Genomic DNA, 19,843 nt, shown 5'->3' with positions numbered 1-19,843 from the left:
AGGTGCCTTTCATGGCATTGACACAAGAACGTAAGCAAGAACTAGTTGAAGAGTTTAAAACTCACGAAAACGATACAGGATCCCCTGAAGTACAAGTGGCGATCTTAACAGAGCAGATTAACACCCTTAATGAGCACTTACGTACTCATAAGAAAGATCATCATTCACGCCGCGGCCTTTTGAAGATGGTTGGTAAGCGACGTAACCTGCTTACTTACTTGAGAAACAAAGACATTACTCGTTACCGTGAATTAATTCAAAAGCTCGGTCTTCGTCGATAAGCAATAACAAAAGCGGGATATTTTCCCGCTTTTTTGTTAGGTTCAGCAACTGGATATTTTTTCAAACCAGTGTAGGATTTACAAATCCTCAAGTGCTCTTCTCCTATGAAATAAACTGTATTTGCTTAAGTATTGAAGCAGTTGGCAAAGATAAGTATATAAAATAAAAATGAATTTAAACACAGGAGGAATACTCATTGGTAATGGAACATGAAAAACAGACCTTTACGTTAGATTGGGCAGGACGGAAGCTCACAGTGGAAACAGGGCAGCTTGCGAAGCAGGCAAACGGTTCCGTGCTTATCCGCTATGGGGACACTGTGGTTCTTTCTACTGCAACAGCTTCCAAAGAACCAAAAGACCTTCCTTTTTTTCCATTGACCGTCAATTATGAGGAGCGGTTGTATGCTGCCGGGAAAATCCCAGGAGGATTTATTAAAAGGGAAGGCCGTCCAAGTGAAAAGGCTGTCCTGGCAAGCCGCCTGATTGACCGGCCGATCCGTCCTTTATTTCCTGATGGCTTCCGTAACGAAGTACAAGTGATCAGCATTGTAATGAGTGTGGACCAAAACTCGCCTACAGAAATGGCAGCTATGCTTGGTTCATCGCTGGCTCTGTCTTTGTCTGATATTCCTTTTTCAGGTCCGATTGCTGGAGTGGTTGTGGGACGTGTGGATGGAGAGTTTATCATTAACCCGACAACAGAGCAATTGGAACAAAGTGATATTGAACTAACGGTTGCAGGAACAAAAGAAGCAATTAATATGGTGGAAGCCGGAGCGGAGCAGGTTTCTGAAGAAACGATGCTCGAAGCCATAATGTTTGGCCATGAAGAAATTAAAAGACTTGTGGCTTTTCAGGAAGAAATTGCTGAGAAGCTTGCACCTGAAAAAATGGACGTTGTTTTAAAACAACTTGATCCTGACCTGGAAACGAGAGTGCGGGACCATGCTGAAGCTACCTTAAAGAGTGCAGTGACAGTGAAAGAAAAGCATGCCCGTCAGGATGCTATTGATCAAGTTATAGAAGAAATTAAGGAACAATTTGAAGAAGAAGAGCGAGAAGAAGTGAAAGAAATTCTTCAAAAACTTGTTAAAGAAGAATTCAGGCGCCTGATCACAAAAGAAGACCTCCGTCCGGATGGTCGTTCATCCAGTGAAATTCGTGACCTTTCTTCGATTGTTAAGCTTTTGCCTAGAACCCATGGTTCCGGCCTGTTTACAAGAGGACAAACCCAGGCGTTAAGTGTTTGTACTCTAGGGGCATTAGGAGATGTTCAAATTCTTGATGGGTTAGGTATGGAAGAATCCAAGCGATTTATGCATCATTATAATTTTCCTTCTTTCAGTGTAGGAGAAACAGGGCCAATCCGTGCACCTGGAAGAAGAGAAATCGGGCACGGGGCATTGGGAGAACGTGCACTTGAGCCAATTATCCCAGATGAAAAAGCGTTCCCTTATACGATTCGTTTAGTTTCAGAAGTGCTTGAATCCAACGGTTCTACTTCTCAGGCGAGTATTTGCGCCAGCACCCTCGCCATGATGGATGCAGGTGTACCTATTAAAGCTCCGGTTGCCGGGATTGCGATGGGTCTTGTCAAAGAAGATGAGGATGTTTCCATTTTAACCGATATTCAGGGAATGGAAGACGCTTTAGGGGACATGGACTTTAAAGTGGCAGGCACGGAAAAAGGCGTAACAGCCCTGCAAATGGATATTAAAATTTCCGGAATTGACCGTGACATCCTGGAATATGCATTAGAGCAGGCGAGAAAGGCCCGTCTTCGTATTTTAGAAAACATGCTTGCGGCTATCGGAGAATATCGTACAGAGCTTTCAGAGTACGCTCCAAAAATTCTTACAATGAACATTAAGGCAGAAAAGATTCGTGATGTAATTGGTCCAAGCGGAAAGACTATTAACCAAATCATTGAAGATACGGGCGTGAAAATCGACATTGAACAAGACGGCACCATTTATATTTCTTCTACGGACCAGGAAGCAAACTTAAAAGCAAAAGAAACCATTGAAGATATTGTCCGTGAAGTTGAGGTTGGTGAAGTCTATAAAGGAAAAGTGAAACGGATTGAAAAATTTGGAGCCTTTGTGGAACTTTTTAAAGGCAAGGATGGTCTTGTTCACATTTCCCAGCTGGCAGAAGAGCGGGTGAACAAAGTCGAGGACATTGTTAAAATCGGTGATGAAATTGAAGTAAAAGTCACAGAAATTGACAATCAAGGCCGTGTCAATCTTTCCAGAAAAGTCCTTTTGAAAGAGAAGAAGAAACAAGAAGAATCTCAGGAACAAAACCAGGAGCAAAATCAAAACTAGGGGCGATCAGGACCCTTGTCTGATACAGTAAAGATGCTTGGCTTGGCGAAAGCCAAGTTCTTTTTGTACTGTGAGAATATGGTTTGTTTTTCAATTTTGTAAAGACAAAAAGATCCCCCTTCTGCTTCGTTCTATTATTTTCATGTATCACATAATAATGGGACGAGGAGGGAATCATGATGAGAAAACGATTTATTCTTATACAACTATTCGTTTTTGCAATAATTGGAGTGATTAGCTACAGTGCAGTTTACAACCCCTTTAGCACTGAGTACATACAGGAAGTAAAGCAGGAAGCTAGAATGGCTTCAACTACCATGCAGCAGCCGTTATATGAACAAATTCAAGAAGCTGCTGAACAGTACAATGAACCGGCTGTTGATGCGGTAGTGGATAAGGTGTGGAAAGCGGTACCAGGATATAACGGGAGAGTTGTTGATATTGAAGCTTCCTACAAGAAAATGAACCAAAAGGGGCAATTTGATAAGGGTCTGCTTGTCTTTAAAGAAGAAAGCCCAAAGGTTCATTTATCCGACCTTCCCCCAACCCCAATATATAAAGGGAATTCCCAAAAGCCTATGGTCGCCTTTCTCGTCAATGTAGCATGGGGAAATGAATACCTGCCTGACATGTTGAAAACTTTTCAAAAACATAATGTAAAAGCCACGTTTTTTCTCGATGGCTCATGGGTGAAAAATAACCCTAAGTTAGCTAAAATGATTCTCGAAGAAGGCCATGAAATTGGCAACCATGCTTATTCACATCCTGATTTAAAGCAAATGTCAAACGAAAGAATTCATGAAGAAATTTTAAAGACCAATGAAACCATTCAAGCTGCTCTCGATGTGAAACCGCGCTGGTTTGCTCCTCCATCAGGAAGCTACCGCCAGGATGTGGTTGATATCGCCCATGAACATGGAATGGGGACCATCATGTGGACACTGGACACCATTGATTGGAAAAGCCCTGAACCTTCATCTATGGCAGCAAGAATCGTAAAAGATAGCCACCCTGGAGCAATGATATTGATGCACCCGACAGGGGCCTCAAGAGACGGCTTAGAGAGCATGATTACAGGAATGAAAGAAAAAGGACTTAAAATTGGCACCGTTTCCCGTTTAGTAGATGAGGGAAGAGTCCAATAGGCAGTAGTAAGGCAGTAGATTTCAAGGAGGCATTACGTTGGTAAATAAAATAACGTTAGATAATGGTGTGCGTATCGTCTCAGAGCAAATAGAGTCGCTGCGCTCAGTTTCTATCGGTATATGGGTAGGAACAGGTTCAAGAAATGAAGAAAAAGAAGAGAATGGTATTTCCCATTTTCTTGAGCACATGTTTTTTAAAGGGACGGAAAAGCGGAACCCTCAGGAAATTGCAGAAAGCTTTGATCAAATCGGGGGACAAGTTAACGCATTTACCTCAAAGGAATATACCTGCTTTTACGCAAAAGTACTTGATGAGCATGCCCCAAAGGCCCTTGATGTCCTGTCGGATATGTTCTTTCACTCTACCTTTGATACAGAGGAATTGGTGAAAGAAAAAAATGTGGTCCTTGAGGAAATTAAAATGGTTGATGATACACCAGATGATATTGTCCATGACATTTTGGGAGAGGCAAGCTACGGGAACCACCCCCTTGGTCTTCCTATTTTGGGTACGGCGGATACGTTGAATGCATTCAGCCGTGAAACTCTGCAAGGCTACCTGGAGCGTTATTACACAGGAGAAAATGTTGTTATTTCCATAGCCGGGAACATTAAAGAAGACATGATTGACCAGATTTCCAGTATTTTTTCTGAATTGAAGCCCAAAGGTGCAGATAAAAATATAGAAAAGCCTGCATTTTTAACAAATAAGATGGCAAGAGAAAAGGAGACTGAGCAGGCTCACCTCTGTTTAGGTTACCCGGGAGTACCAGCAGGGGATGAAAGCATTTATGCATTGGCACTGCTTAACAATGTGCTGGGAGGAAGCATGAGCAGCCGCTTGTTTCAAGAGATCAGAGAAAAAAGAGGATTGGCTTATTCTGTCTTTTCCTACCACTCTTCTTTTCAGGATAACGGAATGCTCACAATTTATGGAGGGACAGCGCCTGACCATTTAGATGAGTTGTTTGATGCGACAGTGAATTGTATTAAGGATTTAAGAAAAAAAGGATTAACAAAGAAAGAATTAACAAATGGAAAAGAGCAGTTAAAAGGAAACTTAATGCTAAGCCTGGAAAGTTCAAACAGCCGGATGAGCAGAAATGGGAAAAATGAGCTTCTGCTCGGATATCACCGCAGCCTTGATGAGGTGATCCAGCAGATAAACAAGGTTACCGAAGAAGATGTGCGAAAGGTGGCCTCCGAGGTGTTTACTGATGACTTTTCCTTGTCTCTAATCAGTCCTACAGGCAGGTTTCCCTCATCTTTATCTAAATAAAGTACTTTTTTAACCAGTTCGCTAGAACTGGTTAATTTTTTTGTCTTGTACACATACACATAAAAAGAAAAGGAGGGGGCATACATGCGCCTTAGTGAGCTCCATGGTAAAGAAGTGATTGATTATAAAAAAGGAGAAAGGCTTGGAGTCCTGGGTGCTGCTGACGTGTTAGTGGATGAAGCAACCGGAAAAGTAGAAGCCTTTCTGTTACCGACACAAAGCTGGATGCCTTTTAGAAAAAAACAAAACGAAATGACTGTTTATTGGCACCACATTAAAACGATAGGCGATGACTTTTTAATCATTGATATGTAAAGAGCCATGATATGGCTCTTTTTGCATACAAAGATTATCCCCATCAAGTGCAACTGTACATTTTAATCGGTTATCTTCGACAAGCTCTATTTCTTCTGCACGCTCATCAGGCAGCCTGCATAACCTGAGAGTCGGGGAAGAGATGGGAGTAATGCAAACAGTCCATGCATTCTTTACATAAAATAATAGGTGTTTGTCCGTCTCACGAAAGTTCTCCATACTCATACCGTAGTAGAGAGAAAAGGAAAAACCAAGATATTTGCATGGAAGGTTGAAGGAGAGGGAGAGGAAGCCCCATGCTGACAGGAAAGAAAATAGCTGTTATAGGTGGAGATGCAAGACAAATTGAGGTGATAGATCGTTTAATTCAACGTGATGCCACCTTGTTTCTAGTAGGATTTGAAAAGTTACAAAGGCAGTTCATTGGTGCCAAGCATGTAACGATGGAAGAAATTTTAGGAGAAGATCTGCACGCTGTATTACTCCCGGTTAGCGGGATGCAGGAAAATGGTGAGGTAGAAACGACGTTCTCAAGCAAACCGGCTGTCGTTACGCAGGAATGGTTAAATCGTACCCCAAAAGATTGCTCGATTTATACGGGAATTTCAAATAAAACACTTGACGAGATGGCAAAGAAAGCGGAATGCTCCTTAATTAAATTATTAGAGCGGGATGACGTCGCGATCTATAATGCGATCCCGACTGCAGAAGGTACGCTGCTTCTTGTCATTCAGGATACAGATATTACGGTACACGGGTCTGAAACAATAATTTTAGGGTTAGGCCGGGTTGGAATGACCGTAGCCAGAACCTTTTCTGCCTTAGGAGCATATGTAAAAGTAGGGACCGATAATTCTGCCGAAAGAGCTCGGGCAGAGGAAATGAAAATGAAAGCTTTCCCACTAAAAGAATTACCTGAAAAAGTCCAAAGCGCAGATATTTGTATAAACACAATCCCAGCTCCAGTTTTAACAGGCCATGTGCTGGCTCATATGGCTCCCCGCTGTATTATTGTAGACTTGGCCTCCAAACCCGGAGGTACGGACTTTACCTATGCAAAGAAAAGAGGGATCCGCGCCAAGCTTGCACCGGGTCTTCCAGGTTTAGTCGCTCCAAAAACAGCCGGGAGGATTTTGGCTGATGTAGCTGTCAGATTGTTAGAAGAGCAGTGAATGTGAAAGGAGGCCCACTGATGACGCTTAAAGGTAAGCGTATAGGGTTTGGGGTAACCGGCTCTCATTGTACGTTGGAAGAAATCATGCCGGAAATGAAAAGACTGCGCGAAATGGGGGCAGAGGTTATCCCTTTTGTCAGTCACACCGTTTTATCCACAGATACAAAATTTGGTTCTTCAGACCACTGGAAAAAAGAAATTCTAAAAGCCAGCGGGCAGGATGATATCATTGATTCAATTGTAAAGGCAGAACCCTTTGGTCCTAAAACCCCTTTGGATGCTATGCTGATCGCTCCCCTTACCGGGACTTCTATCAGCAAGTTTGCTAACGCTATGACCGATTCTCCGGTATTGATGGGAGCAAAAGCAACGTTAAGGAATTCAAAGCCTGTCGTCCTTGCCATTTCAACAAATGATGCTTTAGGACTTAATGGAGTAAATGTTATGAAGCTGATGGCAACAAAAAATATTTATTTTGTTCCTTTTGGCCAGGACGCTCCTGATCAGAAACCAAACTCACTAGTTGCCAGAATGGAAGCAATTCCGGCTACAATTGAAGCAGCTATACATGGTCGCCAATATCAGCCAGTAATAATTGAAAAGTTCAGAGATTGAGCCGTAACTATAGTTGATAATTTTTCTCCCATCTTTTATGTTAGTTAAAGAGCCTTTTTTTTCGATTGATTTATTTTCAAAACGGGAATAAAGGTAATTATGCAAAAACGGTGACATAAAGAAGGGAGAATCACACATAATGGCAAATGAAGCAGGTTATAACGTAGCAGTTGTAGGAGCAACTGGTGCAGTTGGTGAACAAATGTTAAAAACGTTAGAGGATAAAGATTTTCCTATTAAGTCTATAAAATTGTTATCATCCAAACGTTCAGCAGGAAAGAAGCTTTCCTTTAAAGGGGAAGAAGTTACTGTAGAAGAGGCAACTCCAGAAGCATTTGAGGGTATTCAGCTCGCCCTGTTTTCTGCAGGAGGATCAGTTTCCAAAAAGCTTGCTCCTGAAGCTGTGAAGCGTGGAGCAGTAGTAGTAGATAATACAAGTGCTTACCGCATGGATGAGGATGTTCCTCTTGTCGTGCCGGAAGTAAATGAAGAAGATGTAAAAAATCATAAGGGCATTATTGCAAACCCTAACTGTTCTACTATTCAGATGGTTGTAGCCTTAGAACCAGTACGTCAAAAGTATGGCCTTAAAAAAGTCATTGTCTCCACGTACCAGGCGGTATCAGGAGCGGGACTTGAAGCCATCACAGAAATGAAAGAGCAATCAAGAGATATTTTAGATGGAAAAGAAGTAACACCAGAAATTTTACCTGTAGGCGGAGACAAAAAGCATTATCAAATTGCCTATAATGCGGTTCCTCAAATTGACCTTTTTCAAGAAAATGGGTACACCTTTGAAGAAATGAAGATGATTAATGAAACGAAAAAAATTATGCATATGAACTCTCTGGAGGTAGCTGCTACATGCGTCCGTCTGCCTGTGGAAACAGGACATTCTGAATCAGTTTATGTAGAAGTGGAAAACGGCGGAGCATCAGCAGAAGAGTTTAAAAACACCATTGCTGAAGGAGAAGGAATCACTTTAAAAGATGACCCCTCCCAGCAGGAGTATCCCCTTGCCATTGACTGTGTAGGTCTTCCTGATGTATTTGTTGGACGAATCCGCAGAGACCTTGACCGTGACAATGGTTATCATATGTGGGTTGTTTCTGATAATCTAGTAAAGGGTGCAGCATACAATTCCGTTCAAATTGCCGAAAGTCTTGATAAATTAGGACTCTTGAAGTAAAGAAGAGGGTGGCTTATGAAGGTTGTTGTTCAAAAGTTTGGGGGAACCTCGGTTAGGAATGAAGAAGTAAGAAGGCAGGCAGCACATCATGTCAAGGAAGCCGTTGAAAATGGCTATAAAGTGATAGTGGTTGTGTCAGCTATGGGTCGAAAAGGTGATCCCTACGCAACAGATACACTTCTTAGTCTTGTGAATGGCAATGATTCCTTTGCAGATGTGCGGGAGAAGGACTTACTTGTATCATGCGGAGAAGTTATCTCCTCTGTTGTTTTTACTGACTTGCTTCAATCTTTGAATGTAAAAGCTTCTGCTGTAACGGGAGCTCAGGCTGGTTTTCGCACAAATGAAGAATTCTCAAATGCAAAAATTATTGATATGCAATGCGATGGCTTAAAAGAGCGTCTGCACCACTTTGATGTTGTAGTAGTAGCAGGCTTTCAAGGCAGCTCGGCTACTGGGGAAATTACTACCCTGGGCCGGGGTGGGAGTGATACGTCAGCCACTGCCTTAGGCGCTGCCTTGCAAGCTGAATACGTCGATATATTTACCGATGTAGAAGGGGTGATGACTGCTGATCCAAGAATGGTGGATACAGCTCGACCTTTAAAGGCAGTAACATACAATGAAATTTGCAATATGGCATACCAGGGTGCCAAGGTAATTCACCCTCGTGCGGTCGAAATTGCCATGCAGGCTAAGATACCGATTCGCATCCGCTCTACACAATCTGACGGAGCGGGAACTTTAATTACGACAACTCATGGGGGCAGCGCCGGCAGTGATCTGGAAGAACGCCCGGTGACAGGGATTGCTCATTTATCTGAAATTTCCCAGATTACTGTGAAAGAAAAGGAAGGCCAGTATAACTTGCAGGCGGATGTTTTTAAAACGATGGCTCAGGCTAATATTAGTGTCGATTTTATTAATATTCACCCCACAGGAGTAGTGTATACGGTTCCCGATCATCTCGCAGCCAAAGCAGAGCAGCTGCTTCTCGATAAAGGGTATGAATCACAGGTTGTGAGAAACTGTTCCAAGGTTTCTGCAGTAGGAGCTGGGATGACTGGTGTTCCTGGTGTAGCGTCCAAAATCGTGGCTGCGTTAACCGAACAAAACATCCAAATCCTTCAATCTGCTGATTCCCACACTACAATCTGGGTATTAGTGCATGGGGAAGATACGAAAAAAGCAGTGAATGCCCTTCATCATATGTTTGAACTTGAAAATTAATAGGTAACGTAAGAGAAATCAGGCGGGGAGAAATCCCCGCCTGACCTATAATGTCAACTTGTGACAACCCTTTCATAGGTGAAAAGGAGATGAAAGAAGTGGACCACGGGCGCTTACTCACAGCAATGGTGACTCCCTTCAATTCGGATGGTGCAATTGAATGGGCTGCGGTTGATGATCTAGTTGAATATTTAATTGCCCACAATACGGAAGGCTTAGTTGTAGCGGGAACGACCGGAGAGTCTCCCACGCTTTCCACTGAAGAGAAGCTTGCTCTTTTTAAACGAGTTAAGGAAGCAGCCGGAGGGCGGGTTCCAGTCATCGCAGGGACCGGAACCAATGATACAGCTTATTCAGCGGAGCTGACCCAAAAAGCCTCTTCGCTGGGTGTAGATGGTATTATGGCTGTGACTCCTTACTACAATAAACCAACTCAAGAAGGGATGTATCATCATTTTAAAGCAATAGCAGATTCAACCTCATTACCGGTTATGATTTATAACATCCCTGGTCGATGTATCGTTGACCTGCACAGTACGACTCTATTAAAGCTGGCTCACATTCCTAATATCACTTCCGTCAAAGAAGCCAATGGAAACTTAGAGCAAATGGCATATGTGATTGAAAATGCCCCGAAAGACTTTAAGCTTTATAGTGGAGATGATTCCTTGACGCTCCCTGTTTTATCAATAGGAGGCCATGGGGTGGTGTCTGTTGCCGCCCATTTGATTGGCAGGGAAATGAGTGAGATGATCGGATGTTATTTGACAGGGGATATTACAAAAGCTGCTGTTATTCACAGGGGCCTGCTACCCAAAATGAAAGCATGTTTCATTACTCCAAACCCTGCGCCTATCAAAGGGGTTTTGGAGCAAAAAGGGATCCTTTCGAGAACAACAAGATCCCCCATTCTACCGTTAACTGATCCGGAAATGAATTGGGTTCGAGATATATTTCTCCCGGCATAACAGCCGGGTTTTCTTTTTCCTGCAAGCAGAAAGGAGAGGGTGAACAAACCAGAGAAGGTCTCTTGGTCTTGTATTCTCTTTCCAAATTAAGTTATACTACAACCAAGTGATTCGTCCGGGTGCAATGGTGAAAAAGAGAGGATGAGTAACGACTTTTCCTTCCTAGAACAGGAGAGGAAGAAACAATGTAACTGAATATATAGGAGGAACGTAAATTGTCAAAGCAAAATTCAGAAACTGTACGTGTTTTTGCCTTGGGCGGCGTTGGAGAAATAGGCAAAAACATGTATGTTGTTGAAGTAGAAGAAGATATTATTGTAATTGATTCGGGATTAATGTTTCCAGAGGATGATATGCTTGGGGTCGATATTGTCATTCCCGACATCTCGTATCTTATACAAAATAAAGAAAGAGTAAAAGGCATCATCCTCACACACGGTCATGAGGACCACATTGGAGGCCTTCCTTATGTCCTTCAAAAAATAAAAGTACCAGTTTACGGAACAAAGCTTACGATCGGTTTAGTGGAAGAGCGTCTAAAAGAAAAAGGATTAATCAAAAAAGCCGATTTGAGACTGATTGATTCACATTCGAAAATTAAAGTTGGAAATGTTCCTGTCAGCTTTTTTCGGACTAATCACAGCATACCTGATTCGGTTGGTGTTGGAATTGAAACGTCCCAGGGCATGGTTGTCCATACCGGGGACTTTAAATTTGACCAGACCCCCGTTGATGGGAAGTTTGCTGAAGTAGGCAAGATGTCTGATATGGGGAAAAAAGGGGTGCTTTGCCTCATGTCTGATAGTACAAACGCTGAACGCCCCGGAACGACCGCTTCAGAAACATCTACCGGAGCAGGGATTAACCAGGTGATACAAGAGGCAGAAGGAAGAGTAATTGTTACCACTTTTGCTTCCAACATTCACAGAATTCAGCAGGTGGTTAGAGCCGCCGCCAATGATAATCGAAAAATTGGTGTTGTGGGGACAAGCATGCTGAAAGTAATAGAAATCGCAAAGCGTCTAGGATATTTGCGAGTGCCCAAAAGTATTTTTATTGAGCTTGATCAAATAAATAACTATAACGATGATCAAATTGTCATCCTTTGCACAGGCAGCCAAGGCGAACCTATGTCAGCGCTGACAAGAATGGCTAAAGGAGCTCATCGCCAAGTATCCATGAAAGCGGAGGACACAGTCGTCATCTCGGCTACACCCATTCCTGGAAATGAAAAATCAGTTTCAAGAATTATTGATTTCATTTCGCGCATTGGAGCAGATGTGGTTTACGGGGATAAACAAGTTCACGCATCAGGCCACGGCAGCCAGGAAGAATTGAAATTTATGCTCAACCTCATGCGCCCACGGTTTTTTATACCGGTTCATGGGGAATACAGGATGCAGTTTGCACACAGGCAGCTAGCTCAGTCTGTCGGTATTAAACAGGACAGAACTTTTCTAATAGACAAGGGAGAAGTCATCGAATTTACCAAGGGACAAGGAAAAAGAACCGGCAAAGTTCCTTCAGGGAATGTCTTAATTGACGGGCTTGGAGTCGGGGATGTTGGTAATATCGTCCTAAGAGACAGACGCCTTCTTTCAGAAGACGGGATTCTCGTGGTTGTCGTAACGCTAAATAAAAAAAGCAGTTCAATTATCTCCGGTCCTGACATTATTTCCAGAGGATTTGTGTACGTCCGTGAATCAGAAAAGCTTCTTGAGGAAGCAAACAAAAAAGTTTCCGATACACTTGAAAAGTGTATGAGTGAAAACGTTAATGAATGGTCTTCTTTAAAAAGTAATATCCGTGATGTGTTAAGCAGGTTCCTTTATGAAAAAACAAAACGCAGGCCGATGATTCTGCCAATTATAATGGAGGTATAAGACCGGGGATTCCCCGGTTTTTTTCGTAAAAAAGGAAGCTTCCCCTGAAAATCACGAGCGTGTCAAATGGCTCCCTTTGTATAAATAAGCACGGGCTCGTTATACTAATCCTATTAATCATAATAGGAGGGTCATTTATGTTTCAAAACCAAGATCCAAATACCCCGCAGACTTCCCCTCAAGCACCTCCGCAGTCACCGCCGCAGCAGCCTGGAGGGCAGCCAGGCGGAGCAGAAAAAGGCTCAGGAATTTTAAATAAAATCCAAGAGCTTGGGCAGACAAATGTTCCTGAAATGGAACAGACAAATATCCACTGTATTACAATTATTGGTCAGATTGAAGGTCATATGCAGCTGCCTCCTCAAAATAAGACGACCAAGTATGAACACATTATTCCTCAGCTTGTAGCTGCTGAACAAAATGCTAAGATTGAAGGTATGCTGATTGTGTTGAATACAGTAGGGGGAGATGTGGAAGCAGGGCTGGCTATTTCTGAAATGGTGGCCAGCATGTCAAAGCCTACGGTAACACTTGTACTTGGAGGAGGCCACTCCATTGGAGTCCCCATAGCCGTAGCTGCTGATTATTCTTTTATCGCAGAAACAGCTACCATGACCATTCACCCCATACGCTTGACTGGTCTGGTTATTGGGGTTCCGCAAACCTTTGAGTACCTGGATAAAATGCAGGAGCGTGTGATCTCCTTTGTCACCAAACAATCGAATATTGCCGAAGAGAAATTTAAAGAGCTTATGTTTGAAAAAGGAAATTTAACAAGAGATATAGGCACGAATGTGGTGGGGCCTGACGCCGTTGACTATGGAATTATAAATGAAGTAGGCGGTGTAGGGCAGGCGCTTCAAAAGCTGAATCAATTAATTAGTGAACAGAAGGGACAGAAAGAAGGAATGATGCAATGATTCTTTATACGCCTGTTCCAATGGAAGCCGTGTACAAAGAGGAACATGAAACAACTGCCTCCCAGCGGAGCGTACCTTGTGAACATGGAGTGGTCCTCCTTGAAGAACAGGAACCAAACAAATGGGTCATTACCAGGCTCATGAGCACGGACCCCCAAGCGTACTTGCAAGATTGCTACCAGCCCGGAAAAGTATGGACAGACAGCCTCTAAACAATATAAAGGATTAGAAAATTATGCTATAATTAAGAACGAGCCGCCTCCGGCGGCTCTCTTTATGAATAGAAAAGCTGGTTACATATGGAATAAACTTGTCGGGGTGAGGTTATGGCAAAAAAGAAAAAAAAGAAAAGCCAAAAGCAGAATCAGTGGGCTAAGCAAATGAAGTACGAGCTTGCAGGCCTGCTTTTCTTTACCTTGGCAATCATTGCACTTTTCAGATTTGGTTTCGTTGGGGAAATAGTTGTTCAGCTTTTTCGCTTTTTTCTAGGGGAATGGCATGTCCTGTTAACTCTTTTTGTCCTGTTTGTTTCTGTCTACATTATCGTAAAGCGCAAGTTTCCGCCACTGGCAGGGAGACGTTTAAGCGGTTTGTATATTGCCATATCGACCTTTCTCCTGTTAAGTCATTTAATGTTGTTTGAAAATCTTGGAGCTCAGAGTCCTTTTCAGAGCGGTTCTGCCCTTCTGCAAACATGGGAGCTTTACTGGCTCGATGTGAGCGGAAACAGCGCGTATGAAGATATCGGCGGAGGGATGATCGGGGCTCTTCTGTTTACTGTAAGCATGTTTCTTTTTGATGGAGGAGGAACAAGGGTAGTCTCAGTATTTTTGTTTGTCATTTCATTTATTTTATTAACTGGCATTTCCATGCAAGGTATTTTTCTTACCGTAGTAAATAAAATGAAAGAGAGCACTCTTGCAGCCGGCAAAGCTGTACAAGCAAAAGGAGCTGAATTTAAACAGGCCAGGGAGCAAAAGAAAGAAGAAGGGAAAAGCAAAAAGGAAAAAAGGCAGGCGCAAAGTCAGGCCTATAAAGAAGAGAAGGAGGCAAAAGAAGCAAAGCCTGAAGAAAGACCGGATCCGGTCATTTATAATTTTGCGGATCAAGCATATTCGTCAGAGAACCGGAACACTTCTGATAAAGAGTCCCAGGTTTCTCAGCGGGAAAAGAAGGATAAAGAGACTGAAGAAGCCGTGAAAGAACCTCTTATGGTGGCGGCTGAAACGACAAATGAGGATTACCAGGTCCCTCCTATTGAGTTATTGTCAAGCCCTAAACAGAACAGTCAAAAGCATGAAAAGGGCCAGATTTCTTCCAATGCGAGAAAGCTGGAGCAGACCTTATTAAGCTTTGGTGTGAAAGCAAAGGTAAATGAAGTGCACTTAGGCCCGGCAGTAACAAAGTATGAAGTGCAGCCTGATATAGGGGTGAAAGTGAGTAAAATCGTAAATTTAGCCGACGATCTTGCTTTGGCACTAGCTGCAAAAGATATCCGGATCGAAGCACCAATCCCAGGAAAATCCGCTATCGGCATTGAAGTTCCGAATCAGGAAGTTGCCATGGTAGGGCTGCGGGAAGTCCTTGAAGCAGGAAAGAAAAAGGATGAGCATATACTTTCTGTTGCTTTGGGAAGAGATATATCAGGTGAACCTGTACTGGCATCCTTAAACAAAATGCCTCATCTTCTGGTAGCTGGAGCAACTGGAAGCGGGAAAAGTGTATGTATTAATGGAATTATTACCAGTATTTTGATGAAAGCAAAACCCCATGAAGTCAAGCTCATGATGATTGATCCTAAGATGGTTGAACTCAACGTGTATAATGGGATTCCTCATTTACTGACACCAGTTGTGACAGAGCCTAAGAAAGCGTCTCAGGCCCTTAAGAAGGCTGTGGCAGAGATGGAACGCCGCTATGATCTGTTCTCTCACAGCGGAACTCGTAATATTGAGGGGTATAATGATCTGATTAGGAAGCAAAATGAGAAAAACAATGAAAAACAGCCAACATTACCGTATATCATTGTCATTGTTGACGAGCTTGCCGACTTGATGATGGTAGCGTCAAGTGATGTGGAGGATGCCATTACCAGGCTTGCTCAAATGGCAAGGGCTGCTGGTATCCATATGATTATTGCAACACAGCGTCCATCTGTCGATGTTATTACCGGAGTCATAAAAGCAAACATCCCATCAAGAATTGCTTTTGGTGTGTCCAGCCAGACCGATTCCAGAACTATTCTGGACTCAGGAGGGGCTGAAAAGCTCCTTGGCCGGGGGGATATGCTGTTTATTCCAGTAGGAGCAAACAAAAGCACTCGTATTCAGGGCGCTTTTGTATCAGATGAAGAAGTAGAGGCCGTTGTCAATGCCGTCATAGCTCAGCAGAAAGCGAGCTACCAGGAAGAAATGATGCCTGAGGAAGTTCCTGAGGTTGAGTCTGAAGTTCAGGATGATTTGTATGATGATGCTGTATCTCTTGTCATGCAAATGAACAGCGCGTCCGTATCCATGCTTCAAAGAAGGTTTCGAATCGGCTATACTCGGGCAGCACGGCTGATTGATGAAATGGAAGTCAGGGGAATTGTAGGGCCATATGAAGGCAGCAAGCCTCGTGAAGTATTAGTAGATCGACGTGAGGAGCAATCGTCAGAGCAAGCCTGATACGCATTCATTACAGCTATAGTTGGAGAAAGGGTGTTTAACGATGATCCAAGAAGAAACGTATTCTGTTAAGGGATTACATGTCCATGTTGTTCCCACTGATAAGTTCAAAACCAATACTGTTGTTCTTCAAGTAAAAGCCCCGTTAAAAAAAGAGACGGTGACGCAAAGGTCTCTGTTGGCCAATGTGTTAAAAAGCGCTACGAAAAACCATCCTACGAGAAAGGATATCCGCTTATATTTGGATGAACTTTACGGAGCTTCATTTGGGATCGATGTGACCAAAAAAGGTGAAGCCCACCTGATCTCTTTTCGAATTGAAGTGGCAAATGAAAAATATTTACAGGATCCAAGCCCTCTCTTAACAAAGAGCCTGGAATTTCTCCGGGATGTCCTCTTTGATCCTATCATGGAGAATGGAGGGTTTTCTGAAAGTATCATTACTGAAGAAAAGCGCACATTGAAGCAGCGCCTGGAGTCTATTTTTGATGATAAAATGCGCTACGCAAATGTTCGTTTAATTGAAGAGATGTGCAAAGACGAACCATACGGGATTCATCCTTATGGGAGTGAAGAGGAAATTGAGAAGATAGGCAAAGATGACTTGAAAGAAACGTACGATAGCATGATCAACGAGGATGACTTTGATTTGTATGTCGTAGGTGATGTGAAAGAAAATGAATTAAAAAAGGATATACAAGAGCTGTTTCGTCTTCCCGAAAGAGAAGGAAGCCTTGAGGCCTCTTCGGCATCAATTACAAAGCCTGAAGATGTACGGGAGGTAAGCGAAGAACAGGACGTACAGCAAGGAAAATTGAACATCGGATACCGAACGTCTATTATTTTTAAAGATGAAAATTATCCGGCGATGCAGGTGATGAATGGACTATTTGGCGGTTTTCCTCATTCAAAGCTCTTCATTAATGTCAGGGAAAAAGAGAGCCTGGCGTACTATGCGGCATCCAGGTATGAAAGCAGTAAAGGCCTTCTGCTTGTGATGTCAGGGGTGGACCAGAAAAACTACGATAAAGCTTTAACCATTATTAAAGAGCAGATGAAGGCAATGAAAGACGGCGACTTTTCTGACAAGGAAATTGAACAGACGAAACAAATGCTTAAAAACCAATTACTTGAAATGGCAGATGTACCCAGGGGATTGATCGAAATGTTTTACCAGGGTGTTGTTTCAGGGAAAAAAAGGCCTCTTGATGACTGGCTTGAAGCGATTGATAAAGTGACCAAAGAAGATGTAATTGAATGCGCGAAAACGGTTGAAATGGATACGATCTATTTCTTACGAGGAAAGGAGGCTAAATAATGGCTGAAAAACAAACATTTGACCAGTTGAAGGAAACGTTGTACCAGGAAAAACTTGACAATGGACTTTCTGTATATGTTCTTCCTAAAAAAGGTTTTAACAAAACCTATGCTACTTTTACGACAAATTATGGTGCAGTGGACAATCATTTTGTCCCTCTGGGGGAAAACGAAAAAGTGAAAGTTCCTGACGGTATCGCTCATTTTTTAGAGCACAAAATGTTTGAAGATGAAAAAGGAGACGTTTTCCAGGTTTTTGGAGAACAGGGCGCTTCGGCTAATGCATTTACCAGCTTTACTCGGACAGCTTACCTTTTTTCCAGCACCCAGGAAGTAAAGAAGAATCTAACAACATTATTAAATTTTGTCCAGCATCCTTATTTTACTGAACAGAGTGTAGAGAAGGAGAAAGGAATCATTGGGCAGGAAATAAAGATGTATGAAGATAACTCTGATTGGCGTGTGTTTTTTAACCTCCTGGACAACATGTACCATAATCATCCTGTGAAAATTGACATCGCAGGTACTATTGATTCCATTGACAAGATTACAAAAGATGATTTGTACACCTGCTACAACACCTTTTACCATCCATCAAATATGGCATTATTTATCGTCGGCCCCGTTGAGCCAGAGGAGATTCTGCAGCTGGTTAGGGACAACCAGGGAGAAAAAGAATTTAAAGAGCCGGAAGAGATCGAAAGGTTTCTTGCCGAGGAGCCGGAAAACGTTCGCAGGGAAAAAGAAGTCCTTCCAATGAGTGTAAACACACCAAAATGCCTGGTTGGCTACAAAGAACCCGATCCAAAAAAACAAGGGAAAGAACTGCTTCGCTATGAGCTCTCTTTGCAGATTATCCTTGAACTCATGTTTGGTCAGGGCTCAGAAACATATCAACAGTTGTACAAAGAGGGACTGATTGACGATTCCTTTTCCTTTGATTACACAGGGGAGAAAACATTTGCATTCAGTGTGATTGGTGGAGACACTAAAGATCCTGATGCTTTGGCACAGAAGATTCAGGAAGCTGTTCGCAGCATGAAGCAAGAGGGAATAAATGAGGAAGAGGTAGAGCGGATCAGAAAGAAAAAGATCGGATCCTTTTTAAAGCAATTGAATTCCCCGGAATTTATCGCAAATCAATTTACTCGCTATCTCTTTAATGAGATGCATTTATATGATGTGATTCCTGTATTGGAAGAATTGACTTCAAAAGATTTAGAAGCTGCGCTTACGGAGCATTTTGGGGAAGACCAATGCACTATTTCCCAGGTGGTGGGCAAGAAAGCAGAGGAATCTGCATAAATGTCTGAGCACGTTTTAATTACTGGTTCGAGCGGAGCAATAGGAAAGGAAATAGCTTTAAAAATGGCGGCTTCCGGCCGCCCTTTATTTTTACATTATAATGCTTCTAAAGAAAAAGCAGAATCTCTAAAGAGAGAATGTGAAGGACTTGGCGTGGAAGTAAACCTTGTACAAAGCGATTTATCTAAGCCTGAAGGAGTTTCTGAGCTATTAAAAGGTATTCATTCACCCGTGGGAGCCGTGATTCATAACAGTGGAAAAAGCTCCTACGGACTATTTACAGACCTTGACTCCAAAGACATACAAGACAACATTCAACTTCACTTAACAAGCCCTTTAGAGCTTACGAAAAGCTTGCTGCCCGGAATGATTCAAAGGCGCCATGGGCACATACTTGTTATTTCCTCTATATGGGGATTAACCGGAGCTGCCTGCGAAGTGATGTATTCTACGGTTAAAGGAGGATTAAACACATTTGTGAAGTCCTTAGCCAAAGAAGCAGCCCCATCGGGGGTGTATGTCAACGGCATAGCACCAGGAGCTATTGAATCACCAATGATGTCTGCTTTTTCTCCTGAGGAAAAAGAGGCCCTGCGTGATGAAATCCCAATGAGCAGACTAGGTTCTCCTCGTGAAGTAGCTGATGCTGCAGAGTTTCTCCTCTCCTCTAAATCGAGCTATATATCAGGACAAATTCTTTCAGTAAATGGAGCCTGGTACTGTTAACAAAGGAATTTTAACAGGAGGGGAATAATTTTTCTTTACTAATGAAAAACTACGAAAGAAACCATTAGTAAGGAGGGAAGCTTCATGTCTGTATTAGACAACTGGGAGCAGTGGAAAGATTTTCTAGGCGACCGTTTACATCAAGGGCAAGGCGAAGGAATGAATAATGAAACAATTTCTGAGGTAGCTTATGAAGTTGGAGAATATTTAGCCAACCAAGTAGAACCAAAAAATGAGCAAGAACGCGTTTTAGCTCAAATGTGGAAAGTAGCCAATGAACAAGAGCAGCATGCCATTGCCAACATGATGGTTAAGCTTGTTCAAAACGAAGGAACGCATTAAGTTAAGATATAAAAGAATGAAGGGTGCTGCGCGATGCGGTGCCCTTCTTTTATGCACTTGTATTTTTACACCAAGGAAGGAAGACCCTTTAAAGGAAGTAAAGTTGGCTGTATAATATATTTACTGTGACAAACTTTAAGCTTTATGAGGACAGGCCA

General features: G+C 42.6%; 18 protein-coding genes. All 18 read left to right on the top strand.

What is annotated here, in order from left to right:
* The first annotated feature begins 11 nt into the window (after positions 1–11).
* On the top strand, positions 12–281 hold the full coding sequence (gene rpsO / locus ACFPU1_RS04800) for a 30S ribosomal protein S15 (protein ID WP_054635335.1): 270 nt from the start codon (positions 12–14) through the stop codon (positions 279–281).
* A 203-nt stretch (positions 282–484) separates the two neighbouring features.
* Positions 485–2,611, top strand: coding sequence for a polyribonucleotide nucleotidyltransferase (locus ACFPU1_RS04795; protein WP_385940456.1), 2,127 nt, complete (start codon positions 485–487; stop codon positions 2,609–2,611).
* Positions 2,612–2,790: 179 nt separating this feature from the next.
* Entirely contained in the window at positions 2,791–3,756 is a 966-nt protein-coding gene (locus ACFPU1_RS04790) for a polysaccharide deacetylase family protein (protein ID WP_385939142.1), read from the top strand.
* Positions 3,757–3,793: 37 nt separating this feature from the next.
* The gene (locus ACFPU1_RS04785) at positions 3,794–5,035 is read left to right on the top strand and encodes a M16 family metallopeptidase (protein WP_385939140.1); all 1,242 of its coding nucleotides are present in this window, start codon (positions 3,794–3,796) and stop codon (positions 5,033–5,035) included.
* A gap of 84 nt (positions 5,036–5,119) precedes the next feature.
* Positions 5,120–5,350 carry a YlmC/YmxH family sporulation protein gene (locus ACFPU1_RS04780; protein ID WP_100399310.1) on the top strand — a complete coding sequence of 77 codons (231 nt, stop codon included), beginning with the start codon at positions 5,120–5,122 and terminating at the stop codon, positions 5,348–5,350.
* Between the two features lie 296 nt (positions 5,351–5,646).
* Positions 5,647–6,522, top strand: a complete 876-nt coding sequence (dpaA, locus tag ACFPU1_RS04775; protein WP_054635338.1) for a dipicolinic acid synthetase subunit A — start codon at positions 5,647–5,649, stop codon at positions 6,520–6,522.
* Between the two features lie 20 nt (positions 6,523–6,542).
* Positions 6,543–7,139, top strand: a complete 597-nt coding sequence (locus tag ACFPU1_RS04770) for a dipicolinate synthase subunit B (RefSeq protein ID WP_385939137.1) — start codon at positions 6,543–6,545, stop codon at positions 7,137–7,139.
* 139 nt (positions 7,140–7,278) lie between these two features.
* A complete protein-coding gene (gene asd / locus ACFPU1_RS04765; protein WP_054635340.1) occupies positions 7,279–8,328 on the top strand; it encodes an aspartate-semialdehyde dehydrogenase in 1,050 nt (349 codons plus the stop codon).
* Positions 8,329–8,343: 15 nt separating this feature from the next.
* Positions 8,344–9,558, top strand: coding sequence for an aspartate kinase (gene dapG / locus ACFPU1_RS04760; protein ID WP_385939136.1), 1,215 nt, complete (start codon positions 8,344–8,346; stop codon positions 9,556–9,558).
* 89 nt (positions 9,559–9,647) lie between these two features.
* The gene (dapA, locus tag ACFPU1_RS04755; protein ID WP_385939134.1) at positions 9,648–10,526 is read left to right on the top strand and encodes a 4-hydroxy-tetrahydrodipicolinate synthase; all 879 of its coding nucleotides are present in this window, start codon (positions 9,648–9,650) and stop codon (positions 10,524–10,526) included.
* 215 nt (positions 10,527–10,741) lie between these two features.
* On the top strand, positions 10,742–12,409 hold the full coding sequence (locus tag ACFPU1_RS04750; RefSeq protein ID WP_385939132.1) for a ribonuclease J: 1,668 nt from the start codon (positions 10,742–10,744) through the stop codon (positions 12,407–12,409).
* Positions 12,410–12,546: 137 nt separating this feature from the next.
* The gene (locus ACFPU1_RS04745) at positions 12,547–13,329 is read left to right on the top strand and encodes a ClpP family protease (RefSeq protein WP_054635342.1); all 783 of its coding nucleotides are present in this window, start codon (positions 12,547–12,549) and stop codon (positions 13,327–13,329) included.
* Positions 13,326–13,541, top strand: coding sequence for a YlzJ-like family protein (locus tag ACFPU1_RS04740; protein WP_054635343.1), 216 nt, complete (start codon positions 13,326–13,328; stop codon positions 13,539–13,541). The genes ACFPU1_RS04745 and ACFPU1_RS04740 overlap by 4 nt, the downstream gene beginning before the upstream one ends.
* A gap of 114 nt (positions 13,542–13,655) precedes the next feature.
* Positions 13,656–15,995 carry an FtsK/SpoIIIE family DNA translocase gene (locus ACFPU1_RS04735; RefSeq protein WP_385939130.1) on the top strand — a complete coding sequence of 780 codons (2,340 nt, stop codon included), beginning with the start codon at positions 13,656–13,658 and terminating at the stop codon, positions 15,993–15,995.
* Between the two features lie 43 nt (positions 15,996–16,038).
* Positions 16,039–17,313 (top strand): EF-P 5-aminopentanol modification-associated protein YfmF, encoded by a 1,275-nt coding sequence (yfmF, locus tag ACFPU1_RS04730; protein ID WP_385939128.1) that lies wholly within the window; start codon positions 16,039–16,041, stop codon positions 17,311–17,313.
* Positions 17,313–18,617, top strand: coding sequence for an EF-P 5-aminopentanol modification-associated protein YfmH (gene yfmH / locus ACFPU1_RS04725; RefSeq protein WP_054635345.1), 1,305 nt, complete (start codon positions 17,313–17,315; stop codon positions 18,615–18,617). The genes yfmF and yfmH overlap by 1 nt, the downstream gene beginning before the upstream one ends.
* Positions 18,618–19,343, top strand: coding sequence for an elongation factor P 5-aminopentanone reductase (ymfI, locus tag ACFPU1_RS04720; RefSeq protein ID WP_385939126.1), 726 nt, complete (start codon positions 18,618–18,620; stop codon positions 19,341–19,343).
* An 84-nt stretch (positions 19,344–19,427) separates the two neighbouring features.
* On the top strand, positions 19,428–19,685 hold the full coding sequence (locus ACFPU1_RS04715) for a DUF3243 domain-containing protein (protein ID WP_100399298.1): 258 nt from the start codon (positions 19,428–19,430) through the stop codon (positions 19,683–19,685).
* Positions 19,686–19,843 lie beyond the last annotated feature (158 nt).

Source organism: Thalassorhabdus alkalitolerans, assembly GCF_042656525.1.
Taxonomy (GTDB): Bacteria; Bacillota; Bacilli; order Bacillales; family Marinococcaceae; genus Thalassorhabdus; species Thalassorhabdus alkalitolerans.
Note: the sequence above shows the minus strand (reverse complement) of the source record. Positions and strands in the feature narration are given on the sequence as shown.